This window comes from Sinorhizobium sp. M4_45 (assembly GCF_002885915.1).
GTDB lineage: Bacteria > Pseudomonadota > Alphaproteobacteria > Rhizobiales > Rhizobiaceae > Sinorhizobium > Sinorhizobium meliloti_A.
The window spans coordinates 206,592-226,004 of sequence record NZ_NWVE01000006.1 but is presented as its reverse complement, the minus strand read 5'-3'; the positions used below and the strand labels follow the sequence as shown (position 1 = coordinate 226,004).

Annotated in this window: 17 protein-coding genes; 6 read left to right on the top strand and 11 right to left on the bottom strand. The window is 63.2% G+C overall.

Annotation, left to right across the window (positions count from 1 at the left end; all coding sequences use genetic code 11):
- Positions 1–81 precede the first annotated feature (81 nt).
- From repC to CN933_RS32255, 3 genes are all read left to right on the top strand, one after another.
- A complete protein-coding gene (gene repC, locus CN933_RS18250; RefSeq protein ID WP_102762003.1) occupies positions 82–1,287 on the top strand; it encodes a plasmid replication protein RepC in 1,206 nt (401 codons plus the stop codon).
- Between the two features lie 315 nt (positions 1,288–1,602).
- Positions 1,603–2,019, top strand: coding sequence for an organic hydroperoxide resistance protein (locus CN933_RS18245; protein ID WP_102762002.1), 417 nt, complete (start codon positions 1,603–1,605; stop codon positions 2,017–2,019).
- Positions 2,020–2,046: 27 nt separating this feature from the next.
- The gene (locus CN933_RS32255) at positions 2,047–2,172 is read left to right on the top strand and encodes a hypothetical protein (protein ID WP_272939047.1); all 126 of its coding nucleotides are present in this window, start codon (positions 2,047–2,049) and stop codon (positions 2,170–2,172) included.
- A gap of 62 nt (positions 2,173–2,234) precedes the next feature.
- Here CN933_RS32255 and CN933_RS18240 read toward each other — a convergent pair whose 3' ends face one another.
- A complete protein-coding gene (locus tag CN933_RS18240; RefSeq protein WP_102762001.1) occupies positions 2,235–2,888 on the bottom strand; it encodes a TetR/AcrR family transcriptional regulator in 654 nt (217 codons plus the stop codon).
- Positions 2,889–2,997: 109 nt separating this feature from the next.
- Here CN933_RS18240 and CN933_RS18235 point away from each other — a divergent pair, with 109 nt between their 5' ends.
- Positions 2,998–4,587, top strand: coding sequence for an ABC-F family ATP-binding cassette domain-containing protein (locus tag CN933_RS18235; protein ID WP_102762000.1), 1,590 nt, complete (start codon positions 2,998–3,000; stop codon positions 4,585–4,587).
- 92 nt (positions 4,588–4,679) lie between these two features.
- On the opposite strand, the gene CN933_RS18230 is transcribed toward CN933_RS18235, so the two are convergent.
- From CN933_RS18230 to CN933_RS18220, 3 genes are read right to left on the bottom strand one after another with little or no spacing between them, the layout of a single operon-like run.
- Entirely contained in the window at positions 4,680–5,648 is a 969-nt protein-coding gene (locus tag CN933_RS18230) for a quinone oxidoreductase family protein (protein ID WP_102761999.1), read from the bottom strand.
- 55 nt (positions 5,649–5,703) lie between these two features.
- Positions 5,704–6,270: a TetR/AcrR family transcriptional regulator gene (locus tag CN933_RS18225; protein ID WP_102762196.1), complete on the bottom strand. Its 567-nt coding sequence runs from the start codon at positions 6,268–6,270 to the stop codon at positions 5,704–5,706.
- 57 nt (positions 6,271–6,327) lie between these two features.
- Entirely contained in the window at positions 6,328–7,743 is a 1,416-nt protein-coding gene (locus tag CN933_RS18220) for an aldehyde dehydrogenase family protein (protein ID WP_102761998.1), read from the bottom strand.
- A gap of 98 nt (positions 7,744–7,841) precedes the next feature.
- Between CN933_RS18220 and CN933_RS18215 the strand changes: the two genes are divergently transcribed.
- Together CN933_RS18215 and katG are read left to right on the top strand one after the other, a co-directional pair.
- Positions 7,842–8,732: a LysR family transcriptional regulator gene (locus CN933_RS18215; protein ID WP_102761997.1), complete on the top strand. Its 891-nt coding sequence runs from the start codon at positions 7,842–7,844 to the stop codon at positions 8,730–8,732.
- Between the two features lie 120 nt (positions 8,733–8,852).
- Entirely contained in the window at positions 8,853–11,036 is a 2,184-nt protein-coding gene (gene katG, locus CN933_RS18210) for a catalase/peroxidase HPI (protein ID WP_102761996.1), read from the top strand.
- A 64-nt stretch (positions 11,037–11,100) separates the two neighbouring features.
- On the opposite strand, the gene CN933_RS18205 is transcribed toward katG, so the two are convergent.
- The 7 genes from CN933_RS18205 to CN933_RS18175 all read right to left on the bottom strand — a co-directional run bounded on the left by CN933_RS18205 (position 11,101) and on the right by CN933_RS18175 (position 19,407).
- Positions 11,101–12,303, bottom strand: coding sequence for a multidrug effflux MFS transporter (locus CN933_RS18205; protein WP_018096550.1), 1,203 nt, complete (start codon positions 12,301–12,303; stop codon positions 11,101–11,103).
- Positions 12,304–12,399: 96 nt separating this feature from the next.
- Positions 12,400–13,077: a cupin domain-containing protein gene (locus tag CN933_RS18200; RefSeq protein ID WP_018096551.1), complete on the bottom strand. Its 678-nt coding sequence runs from the start codon at positions 13,075–13,077 to the stop codon at positions 12,400–12,402.
- Positions 13,078–13,172: 95 nt separating this feature from the next.
- The gene (locus tag CN933_RS18195) at positions 13,173–14,471 is read right to left on the bottom strand and encodes an amidohydrolase family protein (protein WP_102761995.1); all 1,299 of its coding nucleotides are present in this window, start codon (positions 14,469–14,471) and stop codon (positions 13,173–13,175) included.
- Positions 14,472–14,488: 17 nt separating this feature from the next.
- A complete protein-coding gene (locus CN933_RS18190) occupies positions 14,489–15,433 on the bottom strand; it encodes an ABC transporter permease (RefSeq protein WP_100674095.1) in 945 nt (314 codons plus the stop codon).
- Positions 15,430–16,479: an ABC transporter permease gene (locus CN933_RS18185; protein WP_102761994.1), complete on the bottom strand. Its 1,050-nt coding sequence runs from the start codon at positions 16,477–16,479 to the stop codon at positions 15,430–15,432. The genes CN933_RS18190 and CN933_RS18185 overlap by 4 nt, the downstream gene beginning before the upstream one ends.
- The gene (locus CN933_RS18180) at positions 16,469–17,995 is read right to left on the bottom strand and encodes an ABC transporter ATP-binding protein (RefSeq protein ID WP_102761993.1); all 1,527 of its coding nucleotides are present in this window, start codon (positions 17,993–17,995) and stop codon (positions 16,469–16,471) included. Before CN933_RS18180 ends, CN933_RS18185 begins: the two co-directional genes overlap by 11 nt.
- The gene (locus tag CN933_RS18175) at positions 17,992–19,407 is read right to left on the bottom strand and encodes an amidase (RefSeq protein WP_102761992.1); all 1,416 of its coding nucleotides are present in this window, start codon (positions 19,405–19,407) and stop codon (positions 17,992–17,994) included. The genes CN933_RS18180 and CN933_RS18175 overlap by 4 nt, the downstream gene beginning before the upstream one ends.
- Positions 19,408–19,413: the final 6 nt, after the last annotated feature.

Genomic DNA, 19,413 nt, shown 5'->3' with positions numbered 1-19,413 from the left:
ATTTCCACGAATCACAGTCAAGAGTCCTTGGCACCGTTTTTGGTGAGCTGCTTTCTTTTGCCTTATCGAAGGTGAAGGAAAATGGAGAGTGGAAGTGTGACGACGCCCTTTGGGCGGCGGACGATGACTCTTGCCATGTTGGCAGGCCAGTTCATCTCCCGCGACATCGAACCTGGGAAGTCGGTCGACAAGTGGAAGCTGTTTCGCTCGCTTTGTGCGGCCAAACGCCGTCTGGGCATCAGCGACCGGGCGCTGGCCGTTCTGAACGCGCTGTTGAGCTTCTATCCCGAGAACACGCTGAGCGGAGAGACCGGTCTGGTCGTCTTTCCCTCGAACGTTCAGCTGTCGCTGAGAGCCCACGGCATGGCGGAGGCGACGCTAAGGAGGCACCTGGCCGCGTTGGTCGAGGCAGGTCTTGTCGCTCGCAAGGACAGTCCGAACGGCAAGCGCTATGCCCGCAAGTCTCGTGATGGAGCGATCGGCACGGCGTACGGCTTTTCGCTCGCACCACTCCTGGCTCGCTCCGGCGAAATAGAGCGGCTCGCTGCCGAGGCCGAGGCGGACCGGCTCGAGCTGCAACGGCTGCGCGAGCGGCTGACGCTTTGCCGCAGAGACATCGCCAAGCTGATAGACGTGGTGCTCGAAGAACTGCCCGGCGACTGGACGTCCATGCAGGAAGATTTTCGAAGCCTTGTCCAGGCTATACCGAGGGCGCCCGACATCGCTGACCTCACCCCTCTGGTAGAGGCGTTCGAAATGCTGCGCGAACATGTGGCTAACCAGTTGCAAAAGCGTATAAAACCACAAGAGATGAGCGGCAATCCCGATCAAACTGAGCGGCACAAACAGGAATCAAAACCCGAATCTATTATTGAACTTGAACGTGGCTCTTCGAATGAGCGGTCAGACGGCCAAGCCATTGAACGGGCTCACGAGGCAAAAAGGGCCTTTCCGCTGGGAATGGTACTGAAGGCCTGCCCGGAAATCATCAACTACGGTCCTGACGGCACGGTGAAAAGTTGGCGCGACCTTATGATCGCTGCGGTTACGGTACGATCTATGCTTGGCGTTTACCCCTCGGCCTATCAGGACGCCTGCGAGGTCATGGGACCGGAAAACGCCGGCATCGCCGTGGCCTGCATTCTGGAGAGGGCAGGGCATATCAACTCCGCCGGCGGCTATCTGCGCGATCTGACCGCCAAGGCCCGGCAAGGGAAATTCTCGCTCGGCCCGATGCTGATGGCGTTGCTGAGGGCGAATGGCTCCGATCAGCCGAGGGTGTCGTGATCCTGACGGGCGGCCGCCGCGGGGAACACGATCGGCACGCGCATATTGCCGACCCGCATGGGCCGAGCGATCCCACTCGTGCGAAATAACCAGCGGCATCCACTGTTGCCGCCTTCAACCGTGAGCGTCGGGCGTGCCCCAATTTCGTCGGTGGCTTACTAGGAAAGTACGCCGGCCCCCTTGGCTACCTCCCAGTGAGATGCCTACATCCGGGTACAATTCCGGCGGTTTCGCAAACATGCCCGATACGTCGCGCAGGCAGAACACACGTCGTCAAATGTCGCGATCGTGCGACGCAACCGAACGGAGTGTCTGATGACAACGCAGGAAAAGGTTCTCTACACCGGTAAGACCCATACGACCGGCGGCCGTGAAGGGTTCGCCCGCAGCGACGATGCCCAACTGGACGTCAGGCTTTCGCCTCCCGGCAGCGGCAAGGCCGGAACCAATCCTGAGCAGCTCTTCGCCGCCGGCTGGTCGGCCTGTTTTATCGGTGCACTGGGTCTTGCCGCGGCGAAGCGTACGTTGTCGCTCCCGGCCGAAACGGCAGTCGATGCTGAAGTCGATCTCGCCAAATCGGATGGCGGCTTTTTCCTTCGAGCCCGGCTTGCCGTCAGCCTGCCCGGCATCGACGCGGACCTTGCGCGATCGCTCATCGCCGAAGCGCATCAGACCTGCCCCTATTCAAAGGCAACGCGGGGGAACATCGAGGTCGATCTGACGCTCGCCTGACCGAGCTCGTGATTCAAGGAGGTTTAGATGAAGCGCTTCATAGTCGGCATACTGACATTCGCCGTTGTGGCAACGCCTTGCGCCTACGATATATTTTCGGCGGAGCCGTCGGCGCTGGCCGGACTCCTTGCGGCGTCTGTAATGCCGCTCTAACGGAGCGGATGCCGCCATTTCGCGGAGGGATCGGCTGCGAGACCAGCCGATCCTTCACACGTTCAGGCTTTCTGCGGTCGATCGGGTTCGCGTCTCATGGCAGTCTGGAAAATGGCCCAGCGGCTTTCGAACAGGCGAAGATTTTCGGCGTCCGGACACTCGGACCCGCAGAGACGGACACGATTATTCGCGCCTTCAAGCAAATCGACAAGGGCGTGGCAAATCTCAATGGCAGACCCCGGCACGATGAGGCCCGCGGCCTGAGCCGATGTGATCGCCTGCACGACGGGCTCCAGTGCAGCACTCGACCACGCCGCCAACCTTTCCCGCAATGGCAAGGAAAACACGGCCTCGGCGGTAACCGACATATAGAAAGCGGAATAATCCCGGTCCGTGCCGAAGCGGAAATAGCTGAAAGCCATATCGCGCAACACTGCGAGAGGTGCATCACCCTGTCCCGCTGCGTCGGCAAGCGTCTTGCGAAAGCGGACGAGGTCACGTTCGACCACGGCTTCCAGAAGCGCCTGCCTGTTCGGATATCTCCGATAAAGCGTGTGTTTCGAGATTCCGAGCTTGGCGGCAATCTCTTCCATCGACGTGTTCGCAACCCCTTTGCGGGCAAAAGTCGAGCGGGCGCTATCCAGGAGACGGCGGGTCAGACCCTCGGCCTCTTCCCGGGTGGGACGTCCGCCGCCACGCCTGCGAACTATATTCATCTATATCCGACCCCGTCGATGGGCGGGATGGACAACGCCATTGTCCGCACCGCTCGTTGCTGATAAAAGCACGGTACTGTGCTGTTATTAACAATGCAACAGGTTCGCCATGCCCTCCATCACTCTCTCCGCACTTTCCTGGTCGAAACCCGACGGGGAGCATGTCTTGACCGATCTCGACCTGGCGTTTGGTCCGGAGCGGACGGGGCTCGTCGGAAGAAATGGCGTCGGAAAAACGATCCTGCTCAACATCCTTGCCGGTACATTTAGACCTTCTTCCGGCACGGTTGCCATCCAGGGACGCGTCGCCCTGGCGAGGCAGATGCTTCGGTCCGGCACCGATGAAACCATCGCCGATGTGTTCGGTGCGACGCAGGCGCTTGCGGTGTTACGGCGCGCCGAAACAGGCGAGGCGACCCTTGAAGAACTGGAGAATGCGGACTGGACGGTGGAAGAGCGCATAATGTCCGCCCTTGTCCGGCTTGGACTGGAGGCGCGGGCGGATACGCTCCTGACCGAACTCTCCGGGGGCCAGCGCACGCGGGCGGTGCTCGCGGCGGCAATTTTCTCCGAGCCGGACTTTCTGCTTCTCGACGAGCCGACCAACAATCTGGATCGTGACGGCAGACGGGCGGTTATCGACCTTCTTTCCGGCTGGCGCAGCGGAGCGATTGTCGTCAGCCACGATCGTGAACTGCTCGAAGAAATGGACGCGATTATCGACCTGACCTCGCTCGGGACAAAGCGCTACGGCGGGGGGTGGAGCGCCTATCAGACGGCGAGGGCGGTTGAGCTGGAGGCGGCGCAACAAAGCCTTGCGCATGCACAGAAGACCGCCGACGAAATCGATCGCAAGGCACGTGCCCTGGCAGAGCGCCAGGACAGGCGTGACGCGTCTGGTACCCGAAAAGCGGCAAAGGGCGACATGCCGAGGATTCTCCTGGGCCGGCGCAAGAACAATGCGGAAGAAAGCCGGGGCAGGGGTGTGGAACTCGCCGAGCGACAGCGCGCAGGCGCGCTCGAGGCCATCACAGCCGCCAAAGCGCGGATCGAGGTGCTGCAGCCCTTTTCCATCCGTCTTCCGCGAACCGAGCTTCCAGCTGGGCGGCAAGTCCTCGCGTTTGACGGCGTCACGGCAGGCTACGATCCCGCCCGTCCGGTCATTCGAGATCTATCCTTCTCGCTGGTCGGCCCGCTGCGCCTTTCGATCATCGGCCCCAACGGGTCGGGCAAGACGAGCCTTCTGAAGGTGGTCACCGGAGAATTGCCGCCCTTCGAAGGAACCGTTTCCGTAAACGTTCCCTTCTCTCTGCTGGACCAGAGCGTCAGCATCCTGGAGCGCGGCGAGACGATCCTCGATAACTTCAAGCGGCTCAATCCCGGTGCCGGCGACAACGCCTGCCGGGCGGCGTTAGCCAGCTTTCGCTTCCGCGCGGATGCGGCATTGCAAAGGGTGGAGACTTTGAGCGGCGGGCAGGTGCTGCGCGCCGGCCTTGCCTGTGCACTCGGCGGTTTCGATCCCCCATCGCTGCTCATTCTCGACGAGCCGACCAACCATCTGGATATCGCCTCCATCGAGGCCGTTGAAGCTGGGCTGCTCGCCTATGACGGCGCACTCGTCGTCGTCAGCCATGACGAGACATTCCTTGCCAACATCGGGATAGACACGCGTCTGGAGCTCTCGACCTGCAGCGGCTGACGCCGATCCCCCGCGCGTACCGACGCTCTTCAGAGGTATTGCGGCCATGCCGGCGTCGGTCGCCGCGCCGGCATGTCGTTCGTGACTTGCTCTTACGGGATCAAAAGCAGTTTGCCGGTGGTTGCACGGCTTGCCATTGCGGCATGGGCGCGGGCGGCGTCGGCAAGGCGATAGGTTTCGCCGATCGTCACCGTGATCGTCCCGTCCCCGAGCCAGTCGAAAAGCTGTTTGGTGCGATCGAGAAGGAGTTTGCGAGTGTGGATGTGATCCATGAATGTCGCGTAGCCGATCTTGATGCTCTTCGGCAGGCTCATGATATCGAGCGGTCCGGGCCCGCCGAGCACCGGTCCATACCAGCAGAAGGTGCCGGACCGGCGGAGCGCTTCGATCGAGCCCTTGAAGGTTTTGGGACCGGAGCCATCGTAAACGACGTTCACGCCCTCACCACCGGTCAGGCGCAGGACTTCGTCGGCAAACTGTCCCTCTGTATCGACGATGACGTGCTCGGCGCCGGCCTTTTTGGCGATCGCGACCTTGTCTTCGGAGGAGACGCGTCCGATTACTCGGCCACCCCTTAACCTGATAATCTGTGTCAGCAGGAGGCCGACCCCGCCGGCCGCCGCATGAACAAGGGCGATGTCGCCCGGCTGCACGGGATAGAAATCCGTCGCGAAGTGACTGGCCGTGAGCCCCTGCATCATCGCGGAAGCAGCCGTTCGATCGTCCACGGTATCGGGAATTTTCACGAGGGAGGCTGTCGGTACCGACTGGCGCTGAGCGTAACTTCCGGGAGCATAGACCCAGGCGACGCGATCGCCGACTTCAAACTCGTCCGCTCCATCGCCGACGGCGAGCACGCGGCCAGCGCCCTCGACACCCAGAACTTTCGGGTTAGGGATGTCGGTCCAGGCCATACCTTGGCGCACGCCGATGTCCATGAAGTTCACGCCGGCCGCGGCGACCTCCACCACGACATGTCCCGGCCTTGCGACAGGCTCAGGCCAATCGAGGAATTCCATCACGTCGGTACCACCGACCTCTTTCATCACAACGGCTTTCATGCATATATCCTTTTATTGACTGATCATTCCAGAAAAGAGCAAAGTTTTCTGCCTGTTAGGTGACTGCGCGGAGCGCCAACTGGCTGAGGGACTGCAGATGTTCCCGACCTGCTCCCCCACGGGCGGCTATCCTGATACCGGCGATATTGGCAACGAGGAAATCGGCCACCGCCTCAGCGGGCAATGAACCGGCTAAGTCACCTGCAGCCTGGGCTTCTCTGATGCGTTCAACCGCGGCGTTCTTGAGCCGAAGATCGGCGGCATGATGCAGTGCCGCCAGGTCGGGCCGCCTTTGACCGAACTCGCAGATCGAGTTCACGCCGAGACAAGCTTGGTTTGCATTGTCCACAACGCGTTCCATCACCAACCGGATACCGTCCAGTGCACGCGGTTTGCCGCGCAACAAGGCGATATGAGCACTCGTCTCACTCGCCGAATAGCGTTCCACCGCGAGGCAGTAGAGCTTCCACTTGTCACCGAAGGTGTCGTAGAGGCTCTGGCGGCCGATTCTCATCGCCCGTATCAGCATCTCCGTCGAGGTGCCGTCAAAACCATGCTCGCGAAACACGGCGATTGCCGCGTCCAATGCCTCGTCCCTGTCGAATTCCTTGATCCGTGCCATAAAGCCCATATAGGAATACTGGAACGATCTGTCAAGAATATACTTACCGGTTGTTCCTCAGGAAATTACCGCACGGGGCTCGAGGAAGGCTTCCAGGCCGAAGACGCCGAATTCGCGGCCGAAGCCGGATTGCTTGAAGCCGCCAAAAGGTGCAAACGGCTCGTGCGGTGCGCCATTGATGATCACGCGGCCTGCCTCGATGCGATCAGCAATGCGCTTTGCCCGCTTAAGGTCCGAAGCGAAGACATTGGCCTGCAGGCCGTAGTCGGTATCGTTGGCGATCGCGATCGCCTCTTGCTCGTCGCGATAGGAAAGGACGCAGAGCACCGGGCCGAAGATCTCCTCGCGGGCAATGCGCATGTCGTTGCGGACGCCGGAGAAGATGGTTGGACGAACGAACCAACCCCGCTCGAGGCCTTCCGGACGCCCTTCGCCACCGATCAGGAGAGTTGCACCTTCTTCCTGGCCGAGACGCAGGTAGGCTTGCACGCGGTCCCATTGCTTCTGGCTCACCAGCGGCCCGATCCGCACCTCGCGATCACCGGGATCACCGACCGTGAACACTTTTGCCGCCTCTTTCAGGCGTGCCTCGATCTCGTCGCGACGAGATTCGGGAACAAGGATGCGGGTACCGGCAATGCAGGCCTGACCGCTGTTGAGGAAGCCGGCAGCCAGAACCTGAGGGATCGCCACTTCGAGATCGGCATCGTCCAGGATGATGCTTGGGCTCTTGCCGCCAAGCTCCATGGTGACCCGCTTCATCGTCGCCGCGGCCGTCTGGGCGATGGCGCGACCCGTGACGGTAGAGCCCGTGAACGTGATCTTCGAAACATCCCGGTTTGCGGTGAGCGCCGCACCGACGACAGCGCCGTAGCCGGTGACGATGTTGAACACCCCCTTCGAGAGAGCCGCTTCATGCAGGCATTCCGTGATGACCTGCGTTTGAATGGCGCTCATCTCGGAAGGTTTGATGACCATCGTGCTGCCCGACGCGATCGCTGCCGACAGCTTTCCGCAGATGAAGCTATAATTGCTGTTCCACGGTGTGATCGCCACCGCCACCCCCGAAGGCCGCATCTCCACGTCGGCGCGGCCGATGCGCCGCCGGAAATCGTAGCTCTCCAGTGTTTTCGCCATATCGAGGAACACGTTTCCTGCTCGCCGCGCCGCAAAGTCGATGAAACTCGACGGTGCTCCGTATTCCACCCGCATGGCCTCCACGAGATCGCCCGCTCGTTCAGAGACTGCCGCATGCAAGCGCTTCAGCATGGTGATCCGCTCTTCCTTCGACGTATTGGAAAATGCGGGAAATGCGCGCCGGGCCGCCGCAACGGCGCGGTTCGCGTCTTCCTCATCCGCCAGGCGCACCTTTCCGATCTGTTCTTCGGTCGCCGGATTAAAGAGCGGGGCCCATTGCTCGCCGTGGGGTTCGACGAAGCTGCCGTCGATGTAGACTCTGTCGATGATACGCATTGCCTCTCTCCTGTTATGGCTTCACCAGGAAAATGGAATGCATTATCTGTTGCGGCTAGTCGGACAAAATCGGACAGGCTGGTGAGCTACATCGCACAATGAGGGCAAGCTTGAGCGAATTGGAGGCGGTTGCCGCGGTTGCGCGCCATGGCGGCTTTCGCGCGGCCGCGCGCGAACTCGGCATGTCGTCATCGGCGTTGAGCCATGCGATAGCAGCGCTGGAAGAGCGCCTGGCAGTCAGGCTGTTCAACCGCACGACGCGCAGCGTTGCGCTCTCTGCTGCGGGAGAACAATTCCTCTCTGCGATCGCACCGGCCTTGCAAACGATCGAGAATGCGATCGAGCATATCGGCGAGCATTCGAGTAGACCCTCGGGCAGGCTTCGGCTCAATATGGCGCCGGGCGCGGCACGCATGCTGCTGGAGCCGCTGCTGCTCGAATACGGCCGCCGCTATCCCGAGGTCGAGCTTGAGGTCGTGACGGAGAATGCGCTTGTCGATGTAATCGGTAAGGGTTTCGACGCCGGGGTACGACTTGCCGAGGCAATTTCGCCCGATATGGTGGCCATTCCGATCACCCGGACCCTCCGTTTCCTGGTTGTCGGATCGCCTGAATATTTCAAGGGGCGTTCCAAGCCAGTCGTCCCGCTCGATCTGGTGCGGCATCGCTGTATCCAGATGCGCATGGCGAACGGCAGACTGTATCGCTGGGAGTTCGAGCGGCGGGGTGAAGCACACGTGGTCGACGTTCCCGGCAATCTGACGCTCGATGCGACGGACCTTATCCTGGAGGCCGCCCTTTCGGGCGCTGGACTCGCTTATATCGGCGAGTATTCGCTCGCTGCGCATATCGCTACCGGGCGCCTTGTTCCGGTGCTGGAAGAGTGGTGCCCCGCCTATCCCGGGCTCAGCCTTTATTTTTCGCAGCGCCGTCACATGCCCGCCAGATTGCGCGCCTTCATCGACCTGATCAGGGAACAAGCCGTTTGACCAATGGGGTAAAATTGCGCCAAATCACGGGGAGCATGCGCCGGCCCAATTGATGCAGCCCAATCGACTTGTCGGACAGGCTGCTTTTGGACGCGCACAATCGAGGAAGAGGAGATTACCATGGATCAGAAGAGCGATAGTGCGGGCAAGTGTCCCGTCGCACACACGGCACCGAGAGGCAGATCGAACCGCGACTGGTGGCCGGATCAGTTGGACGTCCAGGTTCTGCACCGGCATTCCGGTCTTTCCGATCCGTTGGGCAAGACGTTCAACTACGCCGAGGAGTTCAAGAAGCTCGACCTCGATGCGCTGAAGCGGGACCTGCATGCACTGATGACGGATTCGCAGGACTGGTGGCCGGCCGACTTCGGCCACTATGGCGGGCTCTTCATCCGCATGGCCTGGCACAGCGCCGGCACCTACCGCATCACCGACGGCCGTGGCGGCGCCGGTCAGGGCCAGCAGCGTTTCGCGCCGCTCAACAGCTGGCCGGACAACGCCAATCTCGACAAGGCCCGACGTTTGCTGTGGCCGATCAAGCAGAAGTACGGCAACAGGATTTCCTGGGCGGATCTGTTGATCCTGACCGGCAATGTCGCGCTCGAATCCATGGGCTTCAAGACCTTCGGCTTTGCCGGCGGCCGGGTCGACGTATGGGAGCCGGAGGAATTGTTCTGGGGACCGGAAGGCACCTGGCTGGGCGACGAGCGCTACAGCGGCGAACGGCAACTGAGCGAGCCGCTTGCCGCCGTGCAGATGGGCCTCATCTACGTCAACCCGGAAGGCCCGAACGGCAATCCCGATCCGGTTGCTGCCGCGCACGATATCCGCGAAACCTTTGCCCGGATGGCTATGAACGACGAAGAGACGGTGGCGCTGATCGCCGGCGGCCACACTTTCGGCAAGACGCATGGCGCGGGCGATCCCTCGTTCATCGGCGCAGACCCGGAAGGCGGCGCGATCGAGGATCAGGGTCTCGGCTGGAAGAGCACCTTCGGCACGGGCGTCGGCAAGGACGCGATCACGGGCGGGCCGGAAGTGACCTGGTCGCAGACGCCCACCCGCTGGAGCAACCACTTCTTCGAAAACCTGTTCAACCACGAATGGGAACTGACCAAGAGCCCCGCCGGCGCATATCAATGGAAGGCGAAGAACGCCGAGGCTTCCATCCCCGATGCCTATGACGCCTCCAGGAAGCATGTTCCGACCATGCTGACCACGGATCTGTCGCTGCGTTTCGATCCCGCTTACGAGAAAATCTCGCGCCGCTTCCTCGAAAATCCGGACCAGTTCGCCGACGCTTTCGCCCGCGCCTGGTTCAAGCTGACCCACCGCGACATGGGGCCGAAGGTTCGCTATCTCGGCCCTGAGGTCCCGGCCGAGGATCTGATCTGGCAGGACGTAATCCCGGCCGTCGACCACAGGCTGGTCGACGAGACGGACATAGCCGGCCTCAAGGCGAAGGTCCTCGCTTCCGGCCTGTCGGTGCAGGAACTTGTCTCGACCGCATGGGCTTCCGCCTCGACCTTCCGCGGCTCCGACAAGCGCGGCGGCGCCAATGGTGCGCGAATCCGCCTGGCGCCGCAGAAAGACTGGGAGGTCAACCAGCCGACTCAGCTCGCCAGGGTTCTCGCTGTGCTTGAGGGCATACAGAGGGACTTCAACGCCGCCCAGACCGGCGGCAAGAGGATCTCGCTTGCCGATCTGATCGTGCTTGCAGGTGGCGCCGCCGTCGAAAAGGCGGCGAAGGCCGGTGGCCACGACATTGCCGTTCCGTTCACGCCGGGTCGCATGGATGCCTCGGAGGCTCAGACCGACGCCGCATCCTTCGCCGCGCTGGAGCCTCGTGCCGATGGTTTCCGCAACTATGTGAGCACCAGCCGCCGGCAATTCATGAAGCCGGAAGAGGCGCTTGTGGATCGCGCTCAGCTGCTGATGCTGACGGCCCCGGAGATGACCGTTCTCGTCGGTGGCCTGCGCGTGCTGAAGGCGGGCGAGCCCAAGCATGGCGTCTTCACGTCGCGGCCCGAAGCGCTGACGAACGACTTCTTCGTCAACCTGCTCGATATGGGCACGCAGTGGTCACCCATCGCAGGCGAAGAAGGCGTATACGAAGGCCGCGACCGCAAGACGGGCGCTGCGCGGTGGACCGGCACCCGCGTCGACCTGATCTTCGGCTCGCATTCACAGCTGCGTGCCTTTGCGGAGGTGTACGCCCAGTCTGACGCCGGGGAGAAGTTCGTGAAGGACTTCGTCGCGGCCTGGAACAAGGTCATGAACGCCGACCGCTTCGATCTGGTGTGATTGACGGGGCCAGGACGTGGCTTGAGCCATGTCCTGGGCTTCCCCCGCATCGTCGTCAAATGCGCTAACCGTCTTCAGTTTCATTCGCCGCGCTGCCGATCAGCGTCAGACACAGCAAAGCCAGCAGCGCAGCGAGGCTACTCGCCGAGGCTAGCGGCCACCAGCCTATGTTGATGAAAGGAGCGGCGGCGGCGGTACCTCCGGCAGTGATCCCAAGTATAGCGGCAACGACCAAGGCGGCGCCGCGTGAATGATCCCCTTTTGAGGCAAGGATTGCCTGGTGGAAACCGATTGGTCCCCGGATGCCGAACGCGCCGTTTGCGGTCATCCACAGGGGCACGAGCACAGTCAGACTGCGTCCGCCGAGGGATGTGTAGAGAAGGATCAGGAAGAAGCCAAGAACCACAGCTCCGGTACCGATCATGATCATGCGTTCGGTACCGAATCTTCGGGCAAGTGCATTGGACGCGTTCGACGCCAGAATAAAAAGGGCGATGCCGAAAACTTGAAGGAGAATGAAGTCTCCGATCGTCATGCCCAATGCCCCTGTCATCACTGCGGGGGCGCCGAATACAAAGATGAGAATGCTGCCGAGGGAAAGCGCCTGGCTTAAGCCGTGCCGAAGAAAGTCGCGATTGCGGATGATCGACATATAGCTTCGATGGAGCTCAAGAGCCTCGAGCCGGTCCGGAAGCGATTGACGGTAGGCCCAGCTGCCAATGGCGCAGAGAATTGCAAGTCCGGCCAACATAAGGAAAGAAGTCTGCCATCCCCCCACCGTCATAAGATAGGCTCCGACAATGGGCGCAAGAGCCGGCGTCAAGGACTCGATGGAGCCGAGCCTGCCGAACATGGAAGGCGCCTTGTCCGCAGGGTAAAGGCCGTGAATAAAGCCCGGCGCGAAAACCGCCGGGCCCGAGCCGAACGCGCCTTGCGCGAAACGCAAGACGACCAGCCATTCCAAGGTCGGCGCGTAGGCAGATAGCAGAGACGTGACGGCAAACAGGCCAAGCGACCAGACCAACAGCTTGTGGCGAGAGTACCTCGCCCCGAGTTCGCCGAAGGTAAGCAGTCCCACGAGCGTGCCCCCGGCATAGGCTGCAAGGACCATCTGCGCCAGTGCCGCAGTCCCGCCGAATGCCGTCGGCATGGCCGGAATTGCAGGCAGCACCAAGTCAGTCCCCGCGATTCCGAGGACGGTGCCGAATGAGATCAGCAGGAACATGACGGTTGGCGAAGCATTCACGGACATACCTGCCCATAACATGCAGACTTCGCTTGACCAATCGCACTTTGCTTATCGGTTTCACCACAAATCTTGATGGTACGCCGCAGATGCTCCGTCCGGAGCCCGCGTAGCGCTTCAGGGCAGCTGCAGCACGTCGGGGTGCTGCAGTGGTGCGTCCTTGATCCAGATCTCAGCGCCTTTACGCCCGGTGATCGCTTCGAGCGCCTCTCCTGCGGGCAACCGGCCCCAACTCTGCGGCTCCAGTTGCTCGCCCCTGGCTGCAAGGCCGCCGGAAAGGACGAGGAACTCGAGCCCACGGCGATTCTCGACGCCGACGGCTGAACCCGGCAGCCAGGTTTCTATCGACACGCGCTCTTTTCCGTCGTCGAACAGGACGCGCGCTGCCTCTACCCCCTCGCGCAACGGCGCTGATTCACCCTCTCCAGGGTGGCGAACGATTTGCGTGCCGTCGCCCTCACGATATTGCCAGAGCCGCACGAAGATCGTGCAGCCCTCCTTCGAGGCAGGTATATGCGAGGTGCCGGGCGGATTGCGGAAATAGCTGCCCGCAGGATAGTCGCCGTGCTCGTCCTCAAACGTCCCCTCGAGCACGAGGATTTCCTCGCCGCCGCTATGGACGTGGCGTGGAAAGGCGCTGCCCGGCGCATAGCGAACGATCGAGGTTGCGCGCGCAACTTCGCCGCCGATACGGTAGAGCATGCGGCGATCCACCCCTGCGGCGGGGCTTGGAACCCAGTCGAGTTTAGCCGAATGGACGATTACGGGTTTCGTCAGGTCTTCATTGATGCGCATCTGACAGGTCTCCCATTGCCACGACTATACGGAACTTCCCGTCACCGGACCTCATTTTTCTCAACAGTTCCGTGGCCCGCTTCAGCGGCATGGGATCAGCGCTGCAGCACCGGGGGAACGTAGTCGCGTGCCATGTCGATCGAGGCGGGACGCCCGGCGAGGAAAAGCTCGCCGACGCGCGGCGCGGTTTTCGCGATGACCTTGCCTGCCTTGATGACGAACAACCGGTTCGGTTTCAGCCTCAACGCCTCGGTCACGTCGGCGGCCTGCAGCACGACCAGGTCGGCCTTGCAGCCGGTCTCGAGGCCGTAACCTTCGAGCCCCATGGTCTTTGCCGAATTGACGGTGAGCGCGTCGAAGATCTTCCGCTTGTCGTCAATGCCGGCCATCTGCGCGACATGGATCGCCATATGGCCGACCTCCAGCATGTCGCCGGAGCCCATCGAGTACCAGGGGTCCATGACGCAGTCGTGTCCGAAGGAGACGTTGAGGCCGGCCGCCATCAGCTCGCGCACCCGCGTCATGCCTCGCCGCTTCGGATAGGTGTCGTGGCGGCCCTGAAGCATGATGTTGATCAGCGGATTGGGGATCACGTTGATCTCCGCCTCGGCCATCAGCGGGATGAGCTTCGAGACATAGTAGTTGTCCATCGAATGCATCGAGGTGAGATGCGAACCTGCCACGCGCCCCTTGAGCCCGAACCGCACCGTCTGGGCGGCGAGCGTCTCGATGTGGCGCGACAACGGATCGTCGGTTTCGTCACAATGCATGTCGACCGGCAGGCCGCGGTCGGCGGCGATCCGGCACAGCGCCTCGACGGAGCGGGCGCCGTCTTCCATCGTGCGCTCGAAGTGAGGAATGCCGCCAACGATGCCGATGCCCATATCGAGCGCGCGCTCGAGCGAGGAGACGCCATCGGGCGCGCGGTAATATCCGTCCTGCGGGAAGGCGACGAGCTGCAGATCGATATAGGGTGCGACCTTTTCCTTGACCTCGAGCAGCGCTTCGGCCGTCACGAGGCGCGGATCGGACGTGTCCACGTGGCTGCGAATATAGAGAAGGCCCTGGGTCACGGCGAGGTCGCAATAGCGAAGCGCTCGTTCGACGAGGGCTTCCTTCGTCAGCAGCGGCCGCAGCTCGCCCCAGAGCGCGATGCCTTCGAGCAGCGTGCCGGAGACGTTCATGCGCGGCAAACCGAGTGACAGCGTCGCATCCATGTGGAAATGGGGATCGCAGAAGGGCGGGCTGACCAGGCGGCCGGACGCGTCGATCTCCTCGCCGGCGGTCGTGGCTATCGACTTCTCGATGGCGGCGATCTTGCCGCCGGCAAGGCCGATATCAAAGCCCTGCCGGCCGTCCGGCAGGTTCGCATTGCGGATGATCAGGTCGAACATGGGTCAGTCCTTCGGGTTTAGCGCTCGCCGCGCCGGTAGGGTTGCATCAGCGCCTGCGGAACGCGGGCGCGCCGGGCCATGAGCGCCAGCGCTGCGATCGACATCAGATAGGGAATCATCAGGAAGATCTGATAGGGGACGACGCCGCTCAGCCGCGTCTGCAGGCGCAGTTGGAAGCCGTCGAACAGTGCAAACAGCAGCGCTCCGACGAGGGCGCGGCCGGGCCGCCAGGAGGCGAAGACGACGAGCGCTATGCAGATCCAGCCCCGCCCCTGCACCATGGTCGGGAAGAAGCTGTTGAAGGCCGAGAGCGTCAGGAAGGCGCCGCCGATGCCCATCAGCGCGCTCCCGACGACGACGGAACCAAAGCGGATCGCCATCGGGTTGATGCCTTGCGCCTCGGCGGCGTGCGGATTTTCCCCCGTCATGCGGATCGCCAGGCCTAGCGGCGTACGGAAAAGCATGTAGCCGAGCGCCAGCGCCAGCAGGATCGCCGCATAGGTCGGCGGCGTCTGCGTGAAGAGCGCCGGACCCAGGAAGGGGAGGGACGACAGCACCGGCACGTCGATCGGCTGGAACGGCTCGATCGTCGGCGGCGTACCCGCGACCGGTACCAACAGACGGAAGACGTAGTAGCTGAAGCTCGAGGCGAAAAGCGTCACCCCGAGGCCGGACACATGCTGCGACAATCCGAGCGTGACTGTCAGGCCCGCATGCAGGAGGCCGAAGATCCCGCCGGAGAGGCCCGCGACGAGAATGCCCGTCCACAGGTCGGCGCCGTTATAGACCGTAAGCCAGCCGATCATCGCGCCGAAGGTCATGATGCCCTCGATGCCGAGATTCAGGACGCCCGAGCGCTCGCACAGGAGCGCGCCGAGCGTGCCGAGGATCAGCGGCGTGGCGATGCGCAGGACGGCCGCCCAGAGGCCGGCGGAAGCGAAAATGTCGATGACGGCGTTCATCGGCGAATCCTGTACTGGGTGAAGAAGACCCCGGTCAGCATGCTGATCAGCGACAGGGCCACCGTGACATCGGCTATGTAGGAGGGGATACCCATGCTGCGGCTCATCCCGTCGGCCCCGACGAACATGACCGCCGTGAACAGGGCGGCAAGCACCACGCCCAGGGGGTGGAGATTGGCGAGCATGGCGACGACGATGCCGGAATAGCCGTAACCCGGCGACAGGTCCGTCGTCACATAGCCCTGCACGCCCATGACTTCGATAGCCCCCGCAAGGCCCGCGAGCCCGCCTGAAATGCAGGCCACCGTCACCAGGGTACGGCCGAGCGGCACGCCGGCGAACACCGCCCCGGCCGGATTGAGGCCGGCTGCTCGCGACTGCATGCCGAACACCGTGCGCGACTGAACGAGATGGACGGCGACGGCGAGGACGAGTGCGATCATCAGTCCGATATGGAGGCGGGACCGGGCGAAAAGCTTTGGCAGGACCGCCGCGTCGGCGACCGGTTGCGACTGCGGCCATCCGAAGCCCATCGGGTCCTTGAGCGGGCCGTCGATCAGCATGGAGACGAAGAGCACGGCGACGAAATTGAGGAGAAGCGTGGTCACGACCTCGTCGACGGAAAAGCGCAGCCTCAGCCAAAGCGGCACGAGCAGCAGGACGATGCCGGCTGCCGCGCCGACGACGAGAAGCAGCGGAATCTGCAGGGGCGAGGGGAGACCGCCGAAAAGGTGCGAACTGGCCGCGGCGACGGCAATCGCTCCGAGATAGAACTGACCCTCGGCGCCGATGTTCCAGAGCCTCGCCCGGAACGCGACCGCCGCGGCAAGGCCCGTTAGAATGAGCGGGCTTGCGCGGGTCAAGGTTTCGGTCGCCGAAAGCCGCGAGCCGAAGGCCCCGACGAGAATGCGCCAATAGGCCTCCATGACCGGGGCACCGGCGAGAGCGATGAGCAGGCCGGCCAACGCCAGCGCGCAAAGGATCGCAAGCACGGGTGTCGCGATCACCAGGGCGAGCGAACGATGTTCGCGTCGTTCAAAACGCATGCGGAACCTCGTGCTCTTCATTCCATTCGCCGGCCATCATCAGGCCGAGTTTCGTGGCACTGGCGCTGTCGGCGGCGGCTGGAGGCGAAAGCCGACCGTTGACGATGGCCTGAATGCGGTCGGCAAGCGCCATGACTTCTTCCAGGTCCTCGGAGATGAGGAGCACCGCGGTTCCCGCGCGCCGCGCTTCGAGCAGCCGCTCGTGCACCGCGGCGACAGCCCCCTCGTCGAGCCCGCGCGCCGGCTGCGCCGCAAGCAGGATGCGCGGTCGGTCGATCAGATTGCGCCCGAGGATGAGTTTCTGCATGTTGCCGCCCGAGAGCAGCCGCGTGCGTGTCGTCGGCCGGCCGCCGCGCACGTCGAAGGCATCGATGATCTGGCCGGCGAATGCCTGGCCGGACGGCCGATCGACGAGGCCGTAGCGCGAAAATCGCGGCAGGCGCTCGAGAACGGCGTTCTCCCAAATGGCCATTTCGCCGATCGCGCCTTCTTTGTTGCGATCTTCCGGAATGCGGCCGATCCCAGCCCGGACGGCGCCGTCAACCGTAAGGTCGCCGATCGGCTCGCCGAACAGCAGGAGTTCGCCCTTGTCGCGCCTGACCGTACCCGACAGGAGATGCGCCAGCGTCGTCTGGCCGTTGCCGGAAACTCCGATAATGCCGAGAATCTCGCCCGCGCGGAGGCTGAAATCGATGGACTTCAGCCGTTCCACCCCGTCGATGCTGACGCTCACATCCGCGACATCAAGCACCACCTCGCCGGGCGTCGAAGGCTCGCGCACGGGCCGGGCCACCTTGCGGCCGACCATCAGTTCGGCAAGCTCCGCCTTGTTCGTCTCTTTCGCAAGACGCTCGGCCACCTTGCGGCCGCCGCGCAGCACGACGATCCTGTCGGCCGCGGCCATGACCTCGTCTAGCTTGTGCGAAATGAAGATCAGCGAAAGCCCTTCGCGCGCCATGTCCTTCAGTGTCGAGAACAGCCGCTCGGCCTCCAGATTCGTCAGCACCGCCGTCGGCTCGTCGAGCACCAGGATATGCGCATCGTTGTAGAGCGCCTTCAGGATCTCGACGCGCTGCTGCTCGCCGACCGAGAGGTCGCCGACGCGCGCGTCCGGCTCCACCGTCAGACCGAACCGCTGGCAAATGCCGCGCAGTTTCCGCCGCGCCGCGCCGGTCCCGGATCGCAGCTGCCAGAGGCGTTCCGTGCCAGCCATGACGTTTTCCAGCACCGTCAGGTTGGGGGCAAGCGAGAAATGCTGATGCACCATGCCGATTCCGGCGCGGATCGCCGCGCGTGGCTTGCCCGCAGGGAGTTCGCGTCCCTCGACCAGCACCTTGCCGCTATCGGGCACATAATGGCCGAACAGGATGCTCATCAGCGTGGTCTTGCCGGCGCCGTTTTCGCCGAGGAGGGCGACGATCTCGCCCTTTCCGAGGCTCAGCGAGATGTCGTCATTGGCGAGATTGTCGCCGAAGCGCTTGCTGACGCTGCAAATGTCGAGAATGGCTTCGCTCATTCCGGAATTCCCGCGACGGCGAAACGGTGCTGCCAGCGGCCCTCTCTTTCCAGGCGCGCCGCAAGCTCGATGAGGAGGCGGTCGCCGCCCATGGGCGCCAGGATCTGCACCGGCAGCGGCAATCCGGCTTCATCCGCGCCGAATGGGAGCGTGAGGGCCGGAAAACCGGTGGCATTGGCGAGTGCGGCAAGTGGCGCAAACGCCGTCATGCGGCGAATCTGAAGGTCGATATCGTCGTGGTCGAAAGGAAAGGATCCGATAGGAAGGGGTGCCGATGCAAGCATGGGCGTCAGGATACAGTCTACGTAGTCGAAAAGCGACCAGACCGCATGGCTCGCATGGACGGCGTCGTCAAGCGTCGCCCAGAGCGCGGTCGCCTCGAGTCGCGTCCCATGGCTGACAAAAGCCTGCGTCAGCCGTTCGGCGCGTCCGGCATCGAGACCGGCGGAAACGACGAAATTGGCGAGGTTGACGGCGACGATGTCGCGCAGGACCCGACCGCTCGCGGCAATGCCCGCAGCGAACGCGTCCCAACGCATCGCAACGATGCTGTGGCCGTCTCGCTCCAGCGCCCGCGCTGCCTCTTCGACGGCCTCGCTGCGCGCCGGTTCGGTCGGGTATTGGCCGCCGGTCTCGAGAAGAAGGCCGACACGTAAGGGGCCGGACGGGGAGGGGGCGAACCACGGATCGGCAAACGGCCCCCTGGCGCGTCCGGCTGCCGCGTCGAAGATCGCCGCCAGATCACGGACGGAGCGGCACAGCGCAAGCTCACCGGCAATGCCGCCGAGATGATTGCCGAAGGATGGTCCAGCCGCGATCGCACCCCGGCTCGCCTTGAGGCCGAAGAGACCGCAACATGCCGCGGGGACGCGGATCGACCCGCCCGCATCGGTCGCATGGGCGATCGCCACGATGCCGGCGGCAACGGCAGCCGCGGCCCCGCCGGAAGAGCCGCCGGGCGTCCGGCCAGGATCGAGGGGGTTGCGGCAGATCGGCCCGGCCGCAGGTTCGCTTGCGAGCGACAGGCCCATTTCGGGCACCGTGGTCAGTCCAAAGAAGCAAAGGCCTGCTCCGCGGAGCCGCGCTGCCAGTTCGCTGTCTTCCGAGACGGCGGCACGGCGCTCGAGCATGTTCGATCCGGCAGCAACCGGAAGGCCGGCGAAGGGGCCGCCCAGATCCTTGGCAAGGCTCGGGACGCCGAGAAACGGTGCGGCCTGCCCGCCGCCAGGCAAGTGGCGCAGGCGGGCGTCCGCATGTTCGGCGGCCGTTCGTCCGAGCGTCGGGTCGAGATGGACGATTGCGCCTATTTCTGCCGATCGGCCGGCCGCCGCAAGGGATGCTTCCATCGCTTCGGAAGCGGTGAGGCGGCCCGTTCGGATCGCCTCACCCAGAGAGATTGCATCGCCTGCCATAGACAA